This window comes from Bradyrhizobium sp. SZCCHNR1053, assembly GCF_032381235.1.
Lineage (GTDB): Bacteria > Pseudomonadota > Alphaproteobacteria > Rhizobiales > Xanthobacteraceae > Bradyrhizobium.
On record NZ_JAUHJM010000001.1, the window covers coordinates 871,883 to 889,100 of the forward strand.

14 protein-coding genes are annotated in these 17,218 nt (G+C 66.3%); 7 read left to right on the forward strand and 7 right to left on the reverse strand.

What is annotated here, in order from left to right:
* Positions 1–17 precede the first annotated feature (17 nt).
* Positions 18–2,270: a DNA topoisomerase IV subunit A gene (gene parC / locus QX051_RS04190; protein WP_315775176.1), complete on the reverse strand. Its 2,253-nt coding sequence runs from the start codon at positions 2,268–2,270 to the stop codon at positions 18–20.
* Positions 2,271–2,667: 397 nt separating this feature from the next.
* Here parC and QX051_RS04195 point away from each other — a divergent pair, with 397 nt between their 5' ends.
* The 6 genes from QX051_RS04195 (at position 2,668) to QX051_RS04220 (ending at position 9,352) form a co-directional block, all read left to right on the forward strand.
* A complete protein-coding gene (locus tag QX051_RS04195; RefSeq protein ID WP_315775177.1) occupies positions 2,668–3,498 on the forward strand; it encodes an alpha/beta hydrolase in 831 nt (276 codons plus the stop codon).
* Between the two features lie 609 nt (positions 3,499–4,107).
* Positions 4,108–4,563 carry a hypothetical protein gene (locus QX051_RS29445; protein ID WP_409998058.1) on the forward strand — a complete coding sequence of 152 codons (456 nt, stop codon included), beginning with the start codon at positions 4,108–4,110 and terminating at the stop codon, positions 4,561–4,563.
* A gap of 254 nt (positions 4,564–4,817) precedes the next feature.
* Entirely contained in the window at positions 4,818–6,029 is a 1,212-nt protein-coding gene (locus tag QX051_RS04205; RefSeq protein WP_315775178.1) for an ABC transporter substrate-binding protein, read from the forward strand.
* 10 nt (positions 6,030–6,039) lie between these two features.
* The gene (locus QX051_RS04210) at positions 6,040–7,773 is read left to right on the forward strand and encodes an FAD-dependent oxidoreductase (protein WP_315775180.1); all 1,734 of its coding nucleotides are present in this window, start codon (positions 6,040–6,042) and stop codon (positions 7,771–7,773) included.
* Entirely contained in the window at positions 7,770–8,531 is a 762-nt protein-coding gene (locus tag QX051_RS04215) for a glucose 1-dehydrogenase (RefSeq protein WP_315740242.1), read from the forward strand. Before QX051_RS04210 ends, QX051_RS04215 begins: the two co-directional genes overlap by 4 nt.
* Before the next feature lie 32 nt (positions 8,532–8,563).
* Entirely contained in the window at positions 8,564–9,352 is a 789-nt protein-coding gene (locus tag QX051_RS04220; RefSeq protein ID WP_315775181.1) for an IclR family transcriptional regulator, read from the forward strand.
* Positions 9,353–9,355: 3 nt separating this feature from the next.
* Here QX051_RS04220 and QX051_RS04225 read toward each other — a convergent pair whose 3' ends face one another.
* From QX051_RS04225 to QX051_RS04235, 3 genes are all read right to left on the reverse strand, one after another.
* The gene (locus QX051_RS04225; protein WP_315775182.1) at positions 9,356–9,979 is read right to left on the reverse strand and encodes a glutathione S-transferase family protein; all 624 of its coding nucleotides are present in this window, start codon (positions 9,977–9,979) and stop codon (positions 9,356–9,358) included.
* 110 nt (positions 9,980–10,089) lie between these two features.
* The gene (locus QX051_RS04230; protein ID WP_315775183.1) at positions 10,090–11,691 is read right to left on the reverse strand and encodes an FAD-dependent oxidoreductase; all 1,602 of its coding nucleotides are present in this window, start codon (positions 11,689–11,691) and stop codon (positions 10,090–10,092) included.
* A 1-nt stretch (position 11,692) separates the two neighbouring features.
* A complete protein-coding gene (locus QX051_RS04235; protein WP_315775184.1) occupies positions 11,693–13,354 on the reverse strand; it encodes an acetolactate synthase large subunit in 1,662 nt (553 codons plus the stop codon).
* A 155-nt stretch (positions 13,355–13,509) separates the two neighbouring features.
* Between QX051_RS04235 and QX051_RS04240 the strand changes: the two genes are divergently transcribed.
* Positions 13,510–14,568, forward strand: coding sequence for a LysR family transcriptional regulator (locus tag QX051_RS04240; protein ID WP_315775185.1), 1,059 nt, complete (start codon positions 13,510–13,512; stop codon positions 14,566–14,568).
* A gap of 22 nt (positions 14,569–14,590) precedes the next feature.
* Here QX051_RS04240 and QX051_RS04245 read toward each other — a convergent pair whose 3' ends face one another.
* From QX051_RS04245 to QX051_RS04255, 3 genes are all read right to left on the reverse strand, one after another.
* Entirely contained in the window at positions 14,591–15,001 is a 411-nt protein-coding gene (locus QX051_RS04245) for an ACT domain-containing protein (protein WP_315775186.1), read from the reverse strand.
* A gap of 9 nt (positions 15,002–15,010) precedes the next feature.
* Positions 15,011–15,997 carry a glutathione S-transferase family protein gene (locus QX051_RS04250; protein ID WP_315775187.1) on the reverse strand — a complete coding sequence of 329 codons (987 nt, stop codon included), beginning with the start codon at positions 15,995–15,997 and terminating at the stop codon, positions 15,011–15,013.
* A gap of 151 nt (positions 15,998–16,148) precedes the next feature.
* Positions 16,149–17,195 carry a DUF2278 family protein gene (locus QX051_RS04255; RefSeq protein WP_315740249.1) on the reverse strand — a complete coding sequence of 349 codons (1,047 nt, stop codon included), beginning with the start codon at positions 17,193–17,195 and terminating at the stop codon, positions 16,149–16,151.
* Positions 17,196–17,218: the final 23 nt, after the last annotated feature.

Below are 17,218 nucleotides of genomic sequence, written 5' to 3' on the forward strand. Positions count from 1 at the left end.
CGGATACTATTACGTCGCTACTCGAGCGGCCGGTTGAACTTGTTCGACTTCGGCAGCCCCTGCGCGATGCGCCCGGCATCGGCGCGGTTACCGCGGTAGTCGGCCAGCTCCTTCCAGCTCAGCCCTTGGTCGCGGCCGGCGGAATCCTTCCAGGCCAGTCCCTGCTTCTGCTCGAAGGTGGTGACGTCGGAGAGCTGCGCGCTGGTGTATTTCTGCAGCCGGACGCCGCGGCCGCGCGCCATCTCCGGCACCTGGTCGAGCCCGAACACCACCATCTTGTGGTTGGTGCCGATGACCGCGACCTGATCACCCTGGACGGTCGTGATGGCGCGCGCTTCCGCCGGCGCGGTCACGTTCAGCACCTGCTTGCCCTTGCGGGTGTTGCTGACGCAATCCTCCTCCTTGACCACGAAGCCCTGACCGTCCGAGGCGGCAATGAGGAACTTGCGTTCGCCCTTGTTGACGAACATCGACACGATCGAGGCGTCCTGATCGAGGTCGATGAACATGCGGATCGGCTCGCCGTGGCCGCGGCCGCCGGGCAGCTTGCCGACATCGAGCGAGTAGAACTTGCCGTTGCTGGCGAACAGCAGCACCTTGGAGGTGTTCTCGGCGAAGAACGCCTGGCCGAGCTGGTCGTCGGTCTTGAACTGCAGGTTCGACAGGTCGGCGACGTGGCCCTTCAAGGTGCGCACCCAGCCCTTGTCGGAGACGACGACGGTGACCGGCTCGCGCTCGATGAAGGCTTCTTCAATAGCGGCGAGATCGTGCTCGGGCGCGTCGGCGAAATTGGTGCGGCGCTTGCCGAGCGGCGTCTTCGGCCCGAACATGTCGCGGACCGTCTTGACCTGCTCGCCGACCTTGGCCCATTGCAGCTCCTCGGATCCGAGCAGCGCATTGATGCCCTTCAGCTCGCCGCGCAGATTCTTGTCCTCGGTGCGGATCTCCATTTCCTCGAGCTTGCGCAAGCTACGCAGGCGCATGTTGAGGATGGCCTCGGCCTGCACCTCGGTGAGCTTGAACGTCTTCATCAGCACCGGCTTGGGCTCGTCCTCGGTGCGGATGATCCTGATCACCTCGTCGATGTTGAGGTAGGCGATCAAATAGCCGCCGAGAATCTCCAGCCGGTTCTCGATCTGCTTCTTGCGGTAGTTCGAGCGCCGCAGCAGCACGTCGCGCAGATGGTCGAGCCATTCGCGCAGGCACTCGGCCAGGCCCACCACCTTGGGGATGCGGCCTTTGATCAGCACGTTGAGGTTCAGCGGAATCTTGCTCTCGAGATCGGTGAGCCGGAACAGCGATTCCATCATCAGCGCCGGATCGACGTTCTTCGACTTCGGCTCGATCACGAGCCGCACGTCCTCGGCCGACTCGTCACGGACGTCGCCGACCAGCGGCAGCTTCTTCTCGTTGAGCAGCTCTGCGATCTTCTCGACCAGCCGTGACTTCTGCACGAGATAGGGAATCTCGGTGATGACGACGATCCAGGTGCCGCGGTTGCCCTCCTCCTGCTTCCACTTGGCGCGGACACGGAACGAGCCGCGGCCGGTGGTGTAGGCCTCGATGATCGACTCCTTGGAATCGATCACGGTGCCGCCGGTCGGGAAGTCCGGCCCCTTGACCCAGCGCAGCAGCGCGCGCGACTTGGCGTCAGGCTTCTCGATCAGATGCAGCGCGGCGTCGCAGAGCTCCGCGGCATTGTGCGGCGGAATCGAGGTCGCCATGCCCACCGCGATGCCCTGGGCGCCGTTGGCCAGCAGGTTCGGGAAGCCGCCGGGCAGTACGACCGGCTCCTTCGACTGGCCGTCATAGTTCGGCCGGAACTCGACGCCGTCCTCGTCGATGCCTTCCAGCAACAGCCGCGCGACATCGGTCATGCGCGCTTCGGTGTAGCGGTAGGCTGCCGGATTATCGCCGTCGATGTTGCCGAAATTGCCCTGGCCGTCGACCAGCGGATAGCGCGAGGAAAAATCCTGCGCGAGGCGCACCATCGCGTCGTAGATCGCCTGGTCGCCATGCGGATGGAACGAGCCCATCACGTCGCCGACGATCTTGGCGGATTTCTTGAACGCCGTGCCCGGGTCGAGCCGCAGCAGCCGCATGCCGTAGAGGATGCGCCGGTGCACGGGCTTGAGGCCGTCGCGCGCGTCCGGCAGTGCGCGGTGCATGATGGTCGAGAGCGCGTAGGCGAGATAGCGCTCTTCCAGCGCATCCCGGAGCGTCACCTCGTGAATCTCGGCTGGTTCCGGCGGAATCAGTGATTTTCCCATTCGCGTTGAGCTTTCAGTGGGTTAGCCCTTGAGCCTGAGCTAGCGTGAACGATTTGGGAACAGGCTTTATGCGATGATGCGCTGGGGCGCAATGACGGCCCTGCCCGGTTCCCCGAGGAAAAAGCCGGGACTTCGGCCGCGGAACCGCAACCCGGCCCGGAAATTATGCAGTTCACGTGACGCCGACGCATGTCGCAACGCTCACGGATTGAGCAGCCGACCCGCGTCCCGTTGAGGTGCAACGATGTCGCACACGAGTCTGTGTAGCTGAGATCGTCACCCGCCGTCGCTAAGGTGACGGCGCTCATCCTCGCCGACGCAACGGCCCTGCGAGGAGAGCCATCGCGCCGCGCCTTGAACGCGGCAGATCCCATCCAGTGAGAAAGGCAGATGCTCCATGAGCTCAGGATTCGTGACGACATCGGACGGCACGCAGATCTTCTACAAGGACTGGGGATCGGGCCAGCCCATCGTCTTCCACCACGGCTGGCCGCTGTCGTCCGACGATTGGGACGCGCAGATGCTGTTCTTCCTCGACAAGGGTTTTCGCGTCATCGCGCACGACCGGCGTGGTCACGGCCGCTCCAGCCAGACGGAGACCGGCAATGAAATGGACACCTACGCCGCCGATGTCGCTGCGCTTGCCGCGAAGCTCGACCTGCGAGACGCGATCCATGTCGGCCACTCCACCGGCGGCGGCGAGGTCGCGCGCTACGTCGCCAAGCACGGCAAGGGCCGCGTCGCCAAGGCCGCGTTGCTCGGAGCGGTGCCACCGATCATGCTGAAGACGGCGAGCAATCCCGGCGGACTGCCGATCGAGGTGTTCGACGGCTTCCGCTCGGCGCTCGCCGCCAACCGCGCGCAATTCTTCCTCGATATTCCGACCGGCCCGTTCTACGGCTTCAACCGCGACGGCGCCAAGGTTTCCGAAGGCGTGATCCGCAACTGGTGGCGCCAGGGCATGATGGGCGGCACCAAGGCCCATTACGATTGCATCAAGGCGTTCTCGGAGACCGACTTCACCGAGGACCTGAAGGCGATCGACGTGCCAGTGCTGCTGATGCACGGCGAGGACGACCAGATCGTCCCGATCGACGATTCCGCGCGCATCGGCATCAAGCTGTTGAAGCACGGGACCTTGAAGACCTATCCGGGATTTCCGCACGGTATGGCGACCACGCATGCCGACGTGATCAATGCCGACCTTCTGGCCTTCATCAAGGGGTAGCTCGATCATTGCACGTCGCCGAATGCGCATTCCGATGCCGATGAAGCGATAGATCTCAAATCTTGCTCGTCATGGCCGGGCTTGTCCCGGCCATCCACGCACACTGCACACGCCGAACGACGTGGATGCCCGGGACAAGCCCGGCATGACGAGTTCGGGGCTACCATTGATCCACTATCTCAATTTCCGCGTTGGAGACGTCGTCCTGCCTTCTCGCGACGCGCTCCGCGCCCGAGCTATCAAGATCGATTGCCCTCTTCGGACAGAGGGCACAGGGAAGGCCGGACCTCGACTGAGGCCCGTGGCCCGCCTGCGAAAAAAATGCAGGCGGCAGGTACCACAGGTCAGCCGGACGACCCGGCCCTCCCTGTGCGATGGGCTTACGAGTTATACGCAGTCTCCCCGGTGTCCGGCTTGTGAGCCACCGTCGCCCCTGGGATCATCACCCACGGACTTGGCGCCAGCATCGGGGCGCCAGGACGCTGCGATTTCCTCGTCCTGCCGGACACGTTCGTCCGCGCGCACATGCACGCTGCGATCCGACAGGCCACCGCTCCCCGCTTCCTACGTCTCGTGACGATCGCGATGCGCCCCTCATGTGGAGGCGGGATGCGCGGAAACATCGTCCTGATTTGCCCGACGACACAAGCCGTGCGGACTGCGGCAGATTGGCTCGACGGGCAATTGGCGCATGGGAGATCGTTCAATTCTGCATATCAGAAACGGGACCGCACGCAGCTCAACGCGACCGCGGGAACCGATAGCGCCCAAAGCGCGTTCTCTCCGCATCAACGTAATGCGTATGCGATATCAACCGAAGCACGACCTGCTGGCGGGCATCTTTGCATGAAGAATTTTTCCGATGCGTCCTTTTCGCCTGATGTCATCGCGCTGATGACCGAAGCCCTCAACGCGTCGGTCGCCGCGCTGCCCGAGCCGGTGAGTTCGACGAACGTGAACCTGCTTGCGGAAGCCGTGCTGCGTGCCGCCAAGGCCGGCGAGCGCGACGTCACCGCGATGCAGCGGCTCGCGCTGCTCGAACTGCAGATCATGCCGCGCATGTAGAGCGGATCACAGGCTTTCCTACAGTCGTAAAGCATTCCCAACGCGCTCACTTCGGGACCTCTTGGTTCGAGATGCGCCGCACGCGGCGCTCCTCACCATGAGGACGTCGGATCGCGCCTGACGCGCCGCCGGCCTCCATCTTCTATCCCCCGGCCGCTGCGCCACGTCCCACCCGTTCGCAATTGACAAATCTATTCGTCAATGTCTAATTCCCATCACCGCCGACAGAGCGGAGCAAAATGGGGAGGATCTTCATGCGACGGCAGCTGCTCGCCTGCGCGTTCCTGGCAACGACATCATTCATCGCGACAGGCGCTTCAGCCCAGGTTTCTGACGACGTGGTGCGGATCGGCGTACTCACCGATCTCTCGAGCTGGGGACGCGACAACAGCGGGCCGGGCTCGGTCGAGGCGGCCAAGATGGCGGTCGAGGAGTTCGGCCCCAATGTGCTCGGCAAGCCGATCGAGATCATCAGCGCCGATCACCAGATGAAGACCGACGTCGGAACGACGGTCGTGCGCGACTGGTTCGACAACGGCAAGGTCGACGCCGTCGTCGACATCCCCAACTCCGGCATCGCGATTGCCGTGCACAACATGGTGCGCGAGCGCAACAAGATCGCGCTGCTGTCCGGTCCCGGCGCGAGCTCGCTGACCGACGAGCTGTGCAGCCCGAACACCGTGCATTTCACCTATGATACGTATGCGCTGTCCAAGGTGACGACCTCGGCCGTGATCGGCCAGGGCGGCAAGTCCTGGTACTTCATCACCGCGGACTACGCCTTCGGCCAGCAGTTGGAGAAGGACGCCACGCGCTTCATCAAGGAGCTCGGCGGCACCATCCTCGGCGGCGTCAAGCATCCGACCAACACCGCCGACTTCTCCTCCTTCGCGCTGCAGGCGCAGAGCTCCAAGGCCGACGTCGTCGCCTTCGCCAATGCCGGCCAGGACACCGACAACGCGATCAAGCAGTCCGGCGAGTTTGGCCTGGTGAAGGGCGGCCAGAAGCTGGTGGGCCTCCTGATGTTCGACACCGACGTGCATGCGATCGGGCTCGAGGCCGCGCAGGGCACCTACATGACCACGGCGTCCTATTGGGCGATGGACGAGGCCACCCGCGCCTGGTCGAAGAAGTTCTACGCCCGCGCCAAGGTGATGCCGACCATGATCCAGACCGGCGTCTACGGCTCGGTGCTGCACTATCTCAAGGCGATCAAGGCGGCCGGCACCGATGATCCCAAGGCTGTCATGGCGAAGATGCGCGAGCTGCCGATCGAGGACGCCTTCGTTCACGGCGGCAAGTTGCGCGAGGATGGCCGGGTCATCCGCGACATGTACCTCGCCCGCGTCAAGAAGCCGTCGGAGTCGAAGGAGCCGTGGGACTATCTGGAGATCGTCAAGACCGTGAAGGGCGAGGATGCGTTCCGGCCGGTCTCCGAGTCCAAGTGCCCGTTGCTGAAGAAGTAGGAGCGCGCGCATGAGCGGAGCCGATACCAAGGACGGCGACAGCTATGATTGCGACGTGCTGGTGGTCGGCTCCGGCGCGGCCGGGCTGTCAGCGGCGGTTACCGCCGCCCATGCCGGGCTGAAGGTCCTCGTCACCGAAAAGGAGCCGCGGTTCGGCGGCACCACCGCGCGCTCCGGCGGCTGGCTGTGGATCCCCGGGACCTCGCTGGCGAAGGCGTGGGGCATCGACGAGCCGCCCGAGCTGGCGCGCAGCTATCTGCGTCATGAAGCCGGCAACAGTTTCGATGCGGCGCGGGTCGATGCGTTCCTGAGCAAGGGCCCGGAGGCGGTCGACTTCTTCATCGGCAAGACGGCACTCAAGTTCGACATGCCGCTGACCTTCCCTGACTATCACGCGGAGGCGCCGGGCGGCACGCAGGGCGGCCGCTCGATGGTGACGCGGCCGTTCGACGGCCGCGAGCTGGGCGATCACATCAACGATCTCGGCCAGCCGCTGCCCGAGCTCACCGTGTTCGGCATGATGCTCGGCTCCGGCAAGGAGATCATCCATTTCATGCGCGCGACCAAGTCGCTGGCGTCAGCGTTCTATGTCGCCAAGCGGCTGTCGAAACATGCGCTGGACGTGCTGCGCCATGGCCGCGGCATGACGCTCACCAACGGGAATGCGCTGGCGGGGCGGCTGGCGAAATCCGCGTTCGATCTCGGCATTCCCCTGTGGCTGTCGTCGCCTGTGGCGGAGCTGATCCGCGACGGCGATGCCGTGCGCGGCGCCGTGGTGACGCGGCAGGGCCGGCGCATCCGAGTGAATGCGCGGCTCGGCGTGGTGCTTGCCTGCGGCGGTTTCCCGCATGATGTCGAGAGGCGCAAGGCGATGTTTCCGCATGCGCCGACCGGCCAGGAGCATGTGTCGCCCGGCCCGGTCGGCAACACCGGCGACGGCTTGCGGCTGGCGGAAGCGGTCGGCGGCCGGGTCGAGGACGGCCTGCCGCATGCGGCGGCCTGGGTGCCGGTCTCCGTCACCACGCGCAAGGACGGCAGCAAGGGCGTGATGCCGCACTTCATCGACCGTGCCAAGCCCGGCGTGATCGCAGTGACCGCGGACGGCGTGCGCTTCGCCAATGAAGGCAATTCCTATCACGACTTCGTGCAGGCGATGGTCAAGGCGGCCAAGCCCGGCCGCGAAATCGCGGCCTGGCTGATCACCGATCACCGCTCGTTGCGCCGCTACGGCCTCGGCTGCGTGCCGCCGTTCCCGATGCCGCTCGGGCATCATTTGAGCACCGGCTATCTCAAGCGCGGCGCGACGCTCGTCGAGCTCGCGCGCGTGGCCGGCATCGACGCGATGGCGCTGGAAGCAACCGTCGCCGCCTTCAACGCCGATGCGGCGCTGGGCCAGGATCCGACCTTCGGCAAGGGCTCGCGCGCCTACAATCGCTACCAGGGCGATGCGCTGCACGGGCCGAACCCGTGCGTGGCGCCGATCAAGGACGGGCCGTTCTACGCGATCAAGATGGTGATCGGCGATCTCGGCACCTATGCCGGCATCCGCACCGACGAGCATGCCCGCGCGCTCGATGCGCAGGGCCAGCCGATCGAGGGGCTGTATGCCGCCGGCAACGACATGGCGAGCATCATGGGCGGCAACTATCCCGGCGCCGGCATCACGCTGGGCCCGGCGCTGACCTTCGGCTACATTGCCGGCCGGCATCTCGCCGAACGCGCCAGGCAAAGGAGCCCCGCATGAGCGACAGTCAGATGTTGGCCGGCAAGCTCGCGCTGGTGACGGGCGCGGCGCACGGCAATGGCCGCGCGATCGCGCTGGGGCTCGCCGGCCGCGGCGCCGACGTGATCATCACCGACATCGACTTGGAGGGCGCCGAGCGCTGCGCCGCCGAGATCCGCGATCACGGCCGCAAGGCGTGGGCACATCGGCTCGACGTCACCGACGCCGCGGGCTGCACCGCATTGGCGGCGCAGTTGCGCACCGAGGTCGGCGCCATCTCCATCCTCGTCAACAACGCCGGCATCATCATTCGCGAGGGCATCGACTCAGCCCGCGCGCCACAAAACTGGCAGCGCGTGCTCGACGTCAATCTCAACGGCGTGTTCAACGTCACCTACGCGTTTCTCGCCGCGTTGCGCGCGACGCGCGGCACGATCGTCAACATCGCCTCCGTCGCCTCCTTCATCGGCATCAGCAACACGCTCGGCTACTCGCCCTCCAAGGGCGGCGTGAAGTCGCTGACCCAGGCGCTGGCGCGCGAGCTCGCCGCCGACGGCATCCGCGTCAACGCGATCGCGCCCGGCGTGATCGCCACCGCGATGACGGAGTCGACCCGCAACGATCCCGAGCGGCTCGCCGGCTTCATGAGCCGCACGCCGCTCGGCCGCGTCGGCCAGCCCGAGGAGCTCGCGGGCCCGGTGGCGTTCCTGGTCTCGGACATGGCGTCCTACGTCAACGGCGTGACCTTGCCGGTCGACGGCGGCTTCCTGGCGGTGTAGGCACGGCGCCGGACCAGGGGGCACAACGAGACATGGGACGAGAGAGCCGCGGCATCCAGTCGATCGAGGTCGGCGGCACCCTGCTGCAGGCACTGGCGCGCAGCGGCGAGCCGATGATGCTGCGCGACCTCGCGCGCGAGGCCGGGCTGCCGCCCGCCAAGGCGCATCCCTATCTCGTCAGCTTCTCGCGCATCGGTTTGATCGAGCAGGACGAAACCACCGGACGCTACGAGATCGGCCCGCTCGCGCTCGAGCTCGGCCTGATCAGCCTGCGGCGGCTGTCGGCGGTACGGATCGCAACGCCGAAGATCGCCGCGCTCGCCGGGGCCATCGATCACGCGGTGTCGCTCGCCGTGTGGGGCACCAACGGCCCGACCGTGGTGCGGCTGGAGGAGCCGAGCCATCCGGTGCACATCGTGATGCGAGTCGGCTCGATCATGGCGCTGCTGGAGACGGCAACCGGCCGGGCCTTCGCGGCGTTCCTGCCGCCGAAGACCGTGAAGGCCGCGCTCGACACCGGCCTCGATCGTCTCGGCGTCGGCTACAATCCCAAGCGCTCACCAAAGAGTCCGAAGGTCGCCGAGATGCTGGCCGAGGTGCGCGCGCAGGGGCTCGCGCGCGCCGTCGGCGATCCCCTGCCCGGCGTCAATGCCTTCGCCGCACCGGTGTTCGATCACGCCGGCCACGTCGCGCTGGTCATCACCGCGATGGGCCCGGCCGGCACCTTCGATGCCGGCTGGCAGTCACCGCTGGCGATGCGGCTGCGTGCCTGCGCGGCCGAGATCTCCAAGCAGCTCGGCCACGGCATCGCGCAGCCGTGAGCCTCAGGCCGCGACGGAGCGCTTCTCCGGCCACGGCTCGGCCCACGCCGGCAGCCGCATCAGGCCATCGAGCCAGCGCACGATGTTCGGAAACGACTCCATCGGCATCTCGGCCTCGCGCCAGTCGGTCGCCATCGAGGCCGCCGCGAAATCGGCGATGGTGAGCCTGTCGCAGGCGACGTGGCTGCGCGCCCGCAGATGCGCATCGAGCACGGCGGCGAAGGTCTTCAGGTTGGCGACCTTGCCGGCCAGCGCCGCACGGTCAGGCACACCGAGGCCGAACGTCTTGCGGACGATGTGCTCGAAATAGAACGGTCCGACCGCCGGCGCCCAATGGCAGTCGTTCCACGCCAGCCAGCGCAGCACCTCGATCTGCTCCTGCGGATCGCGCGCCGGCCACATGTCGCAGCTCTCGCGAATGCAGAGGTGCGCCATGATGGCGGTGGACTCCCACAGCACGGTGTCGCCATCGACCAGCACGGGCGCCTTCATGTTGGGGTTGAGCGCGGCGAACTCCGGCGTCTTCAGGCCGCGGCTGATGTCGATGAACTCGGCGGGAACGCCGAGATGCTTCACCAGCGCCAGCACGCGGCGCGGCGCCTGGGCCTTGATCCAGTAGATCTTCATGACGGGTCTCCATCTCCTGTGCCTTGAAGACGAACGTAGCAGCACCGGATCGACAGCGACGGAGCAAAAATTCAGCGACGGTTCCGTCGACTCGTACGGTTCCCGTAGCGTCACATTGCGCGCACCGCCGCCCGTGCGGTGAGAATGCAACCCGGCAGGAACGTCCCCTCCAGCGAACGCTTGCCGGACGCGCCGCCGCCGCCGAAGCCGGCCGCTTCGCCGACCGCATAGAGGCCGCCGATCGGCGCACCCGTGGTGTCGAGCACCCGGCTCTGCAGATCGGTCTTGAGGCCGCCGAGGCTCTTGCGGGTGATGAGTTGCATATGAATGGCGATGTAAGGCCCGGTGCCCGGCGCCTGCAGCGGCGCAGGCTTGCAGGTGCGGAGCTTGTCGGGCCCCCATTGCCGCGCGTGCAGGATGCGGCGCAACTGGTCGTCGTTGTGGAGCTTGTCGCTATTCCCAAAGTTCGCGTCGAAGGCGTCGGCGGTGGCCTGCAGCACCTCCGGCTTCACGTCGCCGGTGCCGGTCAGCGCATTCATCTTGGCGGCGAGACCGGCCAGCGTCTCGTCGACCAAGAAATGCCGGCTCTCGCGCTGCATCTGCCTGACCAGGCGATGATTGCCGAACAGGGTCTCCTTGAGGAACATCGGCATCTGCCGGTCGCGGATGCGCGGATTGTGCTCGGCCCCGGAGATGGCGAACTCCTTGGCGGCGATGCGCCAGTTCAACAGATGCCACGTATACGGTTTCTCCTGCGCCGCGACCCGCTGGCACAGATCATGGGTGTCAAAGCCAGTCACCAGCGGCTCCGGGCCGATGCGCTCGCCCCTGTGATTGAGCCACAGTGCCGATTTGCACGGCACCAGCGACAGGCCATGGCCGTCGAATTGCGGAAACGGATGCGGGATGCCGGCGGCGTAGTTCCACATCTCGCCGGCATGCGTGATCTCGGCGCCGAGCGCCTCGGCCGCGTGGTGATGCAGCTTGCCGTCGGAGAACGGATGCGCGCCATTGAGCATCGCCTGCGGCAGCGGCCGGCTCTTCACCCAATTGGCGCGGGCCTCCTCGTGGCTGCCATTGAGGCCGCCCATCGCCAGCACTGTCAGCGGCGCGGCGATGCGGATTTCGGCGCCCGTCTCCTCGTTGACGGCAACAACGCCCGATACGGCGCCGGCAGCGCGATCGAGGCTGACGACGCGGTGACGGTGCAGCACCGTCAGCCGGCCGCCGCTATCGGCCGCACGCATCGCTTCGATCATCACGCGCGTGAGCCGCTGCGAGGTGCCCCAGACGATGTGATAGCGCGGCAGCGCATTGCCGTCGCCGTGCCGGCCGCGCTCGACCCAGTTCACCGCCGGCATGAACGTCACGCCGTGCGCCAGCAGCCAGTCGTAAACGTCGCTGCGCGAATGCGCGACGTAGTAGCGCGCCCATTGCAGCGGCCAGTGCTCGGCGGCATCGAGCTCGCCAAACCTGATCCAGTCGCGCAACGCGATCTCGGGCGTATCCGGGATCTTCATGCGCGCCTGCAACGGCGTGCCGACCAGCGCCATGCCCCCGAACGCCCACAACGCCAGCCCGCCGAACCGCTCGGGCGTGTCCCGGTCCACGATCGTCACCGACTTGCCGGCGCGCAGTGCCTCCAGCGCGGTGACGATGCCGGCGAGACCGCCGCCGGCGATGACGACATCGGATTGCAGCGTCGCGCTCATGTCACGGCGCGATCTTGCGCTTGAGCATCCGCGCCACCGGCAGCGGGACGCGGTCGAGCGATCCCAAGAGGTGCGGCAAAAGCTTCAGCTTGAGGCCGGTCAGCGCCGGCGGCACCATGGCCTCGATCAGATGCGGCCCCGGCCGCGCCAGCGCTCCCTGCAACGCGCTGGTGAATTCGTCCGGCGTGCTGACGCGGGTCGCGCGTACGCCCATGCCGTCGGCGATCTGCGCGAGCTTGAGGACCGGTCCGTGCAGGTCGAGCTGCGCCCGCGCCTTCGGTCCGATCTCCTCGGCGCCGACCCGCTCCAGCTCGACGTTGAGCACCGAGTAGGATGCATTGTTGAAGATCACGGCGGTGATGTTGAGCCGCTCGCGCGCGATCGTCCACAGCGACTGGATCGTGTACATCGAGCTGCCGTCGCCGATCAGCGCGATCACCGGCCGGTCCGGACAGGCGATCGCCGCCCCGATCGCATTCGGCAGCCCCTGCCCGATCGCGCCGCCGGTCAAAGTGATCAGATCGTGGCGCGGCGCGCCCGCGGTGAATTTCGACAGCATCAGGCCGGAGCTGATCGCCTCGTCGATGATGATGGCGTTCTCGGGCAGGAGATGGCCCACGGCCTTGCAGACCTTTTCCGCGGTCAGCTTCTTGCCGCGCGGACGTCCGGGCCGCGAGGCCGGTGACAACGCCGGCGTGGCGCGCCCGGCCTCCAGGGCGGCGGCAAGCCTGGTCAGGCTGCACGCGGCGTGCTGCGCCGGCGTCGACAAGGTCAGCACCTTGCAGCCGTCATGCGGCAGATAGCTCTTCTTGCCGGGATAGGCGAAGAACGACACCGGCGCCTTGGCGTCGACCAGGATCAGCGTGTCGATCTCCTTGAGCTGAACCTGCGCCATCTCGGCGAGATAGGCGATGCGCTCGACGGCCGGCAGGCCCGCTCCACGCTGCATGCGCGTCGGAAAGGTTTCGGCGTAGACCTTCACACCGCAGGCCGCGGCGATGCGCGCGGCCGCCAGCAGGGATTCCTCGTGCAGCGCCGTACCACCGAGCAGAAGCGCGCTGCGGCCGCCCGACTTGATCGCCTCGGCGACGGCCTGCACGGCGGAATCGTCGGCGGGCGCCGGCGGCTCGATCACCGGCGCCGGCTCGGCGACGCCTCCCTCACCCCAGGACACGTCGGCCGGCAGGATCAGCGTCGCGACCTGCCCGGGCCAGGAGCATGCCGCCTTCACGGCCGCCACCGCGTCACGGCACAGCTCCGACGTCACCTGCGAGGTCCAGACGAATTCCGGCGAGACGTTGCGCGCGACGGTCTCGATGTCGGACTGGAGCTGCGCGTCATACGGGACATGATAGGTGGCGTGGTCGCCGACGATGTTGACGACGGGCACCTTGCCCTTGCGCGCATTGTGCAGATTGGCGAGGCCGTTGCCGAGACCGCAACCGAGATGCAGCAGCGTTGCCGCGGGCGTGCCGGTCATCCGGGCGTAGCCGTCCGCCGCACCGGTCGCCACCCCTTCGAACAGGCACAGCACGGCGCGCATCTCCGGCGCGGAGTCCAGCGCGGCGACGAAATGCATCTCGGAGGTGCCGGGATTGGTGAAGCAGACCCGGATGCCGGAATTGACCAGGGTCCGTATCAGAGCTTGTGCGCCGTTGGGCATGAGAAAAGCCTGTTGCGGGGAAACTGCCGCAGCTCGGGGCGACTTGGCCGGCCCCGCCATGGCATTTCCCCTGTTTATATTTGCCCCATTTTGGAATTGACGGTCTCAGAAATCCAATGAATTGTTATGGCTTGATCAATGATTTCGGTGCATCGATGTACACCCCCACCCTGCGCCAGCTGCAGCAGTTGGTCTACCTCGCGGAAGAGCGGCATTTCGCCCGGGCGGCCCAGCGCGCCCACGTCACGCAGTCGGCGCTGAGCCGCAGCTTGCAGACCTTGGAGGACGCCGCCGGGATGCGGCTGTTCGACCGCAGCTCGCGCTCGGTGGAGATCACACCGGTCGGCGAGCGACTGGTGGCGCGGGCCCGCTCGCTCCTGTCGAGCGCAGACGACCTTGGCCGCGAGATGCGCCTGCTGCGCTCGGGAGATGCCGGCGAGGTGACGGTGGGCGTCGGCGCGTTCACCGGGCTGACGCTTCTGCCGGATGCCATGGCGCGGCTGTATTCGGAGCACCCGTCCGTGCGCATCATCGTGGTGCAGGACAATTGGCGCGCCCTGATGGAGGTGCTGCAGCAAGGAAAGCTCGATTTCTTCCTCGCGCACATCACCGACATCCGCGCCGACGACAGCCTCGACATCGAGCCGCTCGGCGGCCTTCCGGGACACTTTTACTGTCGGGCGACTCATCCGTTGGCGCGCCGACGGGAGCTTTCGGCGCGCGAGCTCGCCGGCCAGCACTTCACCTCCGTTGCGCTGCCACCGGAATTCAGCAGGCGCCTGGAAGCGCTCATCGCTGCGCCGGAGGGCCGCGGCTTCGACGTCGCGCTCGAATCCGAGAACGCGAGCCTGCTGATTCAAATGGCCATTCGCTCCGACATCGTGCTCGTCGCCGGCGATGCCGTGCTCACCCACGAGCTGGCGTCCGGGCAGTTGGTCCGCCTCAACGTGGCCGAACTGAAAGAGCCTCGCGCGTCGGACCTGCTGATGGCGCAGTTCGGCATCCTGCGGCTGAAGGGACGGACTCTATCGCCCGCAGCGATGATGCTGATGGACCTGGTGCGCGCGCAAGCTGCGCGAACGCTGACCGGACCACGCCGGCCGCCAGCTCCCCGCGCCGCACGTGACACGCATCGGTCTCGACCCGTCCCACGCAAGAAGCCGAGCACAACCGGACGTAGCCAATCGCGTCATCCCACCAGGGGCAAAGCCTGACTCGGTCGCCGGCCTTGCGCAATCATCTGCTGGCCGCGCTGCGGGACAGCTCCTGCAGAAGCCGTATCGCCTGCTCTCCCTGCGCTTCCGGGACGAACAGGTGATCATGATGAAAGGCCGAGACAGCGTTGACGCTGATGCCCGCCCCTGCGAGGCAGGTCGTGACCGCGGCGAGCAAGCCGACCGCATCGAGCGCTGATAGCACCGACAGCGTGATCAGGCGCGCGACGAACTGATACGGCAGCCCGACCTGCTCGGCGTCCTCGCGCCGGACGATCAGCGTGATCCCTTCGCGCTCTCGAAACAGCATCAACGGCGTCAGCTCGACCGGGATGTCGTGATGCGGATCGACAGTGCAGAACACGAATACGCCGTCCTGCAGCTCGGGAGCCATCGTGCGCAGCAGCGTATCAAGGTTGGGTTCGCCCGCCATGGATCCTCGTCAGTTCGCCGCGAGGCGCTCGCGCCCATGCGGCACGGTGAAATCCTGCAGCGGCCCGACCGGGACGATGCCGGTCGGGTTGATGGTGCGATGGCTCTCGTAGTAGTGCCGCTTGATGTGCTCAAAATTCACTGTCGCGGCAATCCCCGGCCATTGGTAGAAATCGCGCGTGTAGGCTGAAAGATGCTGATAGTCGGCGATGCGGCGGATGTTGCACTTGAAGTGGCCGACATAGACGGCATCGAAGCGGATCAGGGTCGTGAACAGCCGGATGTCGGCCTCGGTCATGGTGTCGCCGAGCAAGAAGCGGCGCGTCGACAGCCGCTCCTCCAGCCAGTCGAGCGTGGCGAACAGCGGGCCGATCGCCTCCTCATAGGCGGATTGCGTGGTCGCGAAGCCGCATTTGTAGACGCCGTTGTTCAGCGTATCGTAGACGCGCGCATTGATGGCGTCGATCTCATCGCGCTGGGCTCGCGGATAATAGTCACCTTGCTTGGCGCCGACGCCGTCGAACGCCGAGTTCAGCATGCGGATGATCTCTGATGACTCGTTGTTGACGATGGTGCGGTTTTGCTTGTCCCAGAGCACGGGCACGGTGACGCGGCCGGAATAATGCGGCTCCGCGGCGGTGTAGACCTGATGCAGAAGGCCGGCGTGATTGACGCTGTCGGCCACGACGCCCGGACCCTCGGCAAACGTCCAGCCCTGCTCGCGCATCAGCCAGTGCACGACCGATACCGAAATCATGTCATCGAGCCCCTTCAGCGCGCGCATGATCAGGGTGCGGTGAGCCCATGGGCAGGCCAGGCTGACATAGAGATGGTAGCGGCCCGCTTCGGCCTCGAAGCCGCCGGTGCCGGACGGGCCCGGACGGCCGTCAGCCGTGACGAAGCTTCGGAACGCCGAATCCTTGCGGATGAAACGGCCGCCGGACGCCGCCGTGTCGTACCAGACGTCGTGCCATTGGCCGTCGACCAGGACTCCCATGACGCTCTCCTCTCACACCGTGGCCTGGGCGGAGGGCGGCAATGTGCCGCCCTTTTGCCTTGGTCCCTCGCATGACAGGAGTACACATCGCTCCGCCGCTGCGCCAGCGGAGAGCCCGCGCTTCAAGGCACGGCTCCGCCGAAACACGCGGTCACGACTGGAACGGGATGGTGCGGCCCGGCTGCGCCGCCTGTTCCCGCGTATAGGAGACGCCGTGCACCTTCACGCCCGCGGCATTCAACAGCGTGATGATTCCGCCGCGGTTCGACAGCGCGACCGGCGCGACGATGGGCACCACCAAGGTGGCGCCGCGCGCGATCGTGCCGCTCAGTTGCATGGCGTTCTTCTGCCTGTCCTTGATCTGCCAGCCAGTGAGATCGACGTCGACATCGGCGGTGTTCAGCAGCGTGACCGTCTCCTGCTCCGGCGTGCGCACGTCGTTGACATAGGCCGCGATGATCCGCACCAGCCCATCGGGCACGTCGAGCGGCGGAATGTGGTCGCGGTCGGGAGGCGTATGCGGTGCGTTCGGGTGATCGGGATCGGGCGGAAGGATGACCCCTCCGCTAGCATCGTCCGAGTGCCAAGCCTGGGTCTGGAACTTCAGGAAGACAGCGACCCATTGCTGCTGGTCGGGAAACTCGAAGAGCAGTCCGCCATCCTGCCAGGGACCGTTGTCCTTGGCGTATTTGCCGGGCGGATTACCCTGGTTGAAATGGATGTCGTGGATGCCGCGGCCTGGCTTGAAGCCGAAATAGCGGTCGGCCTTGTCCTCCGGTCCCCATGCGACGCCGAAGGCATAGATGAGAGCCGTCTCGTCCGACATGGCGCGCTGAACGTAGGCGTCGATCTTCTCGTTGAGATCGTTGTCGGGACCCGCGGCCGACAGCGGCAGCGGCTTCAGCTCCCATGGCTGCATCAGATTGCCCCGGATGAAATCGAGTGCCACGCCGCCGGGCTTGCTCTCCAGCGGATGCAGCCCTTCCGAAAACGCCTTCAAGCCGTCGACGATTGGATGTTCGAAGCGCGAGCGGACCAGGAATTCGACCTCGCTGCCATCCTGGGAGCGGACATTGATGGCGATGCGATAGAGCTCACCATCGGCGGAGACCTGCACCTGATAGTGCGGACTGCTTCCCGTCGCCAGACGATTGTTGATGGGCCGACCCTTGAGAAGCGAATAGTCGTTCAATGGCATGGTCGTCTCCAACTCTGTCCGTA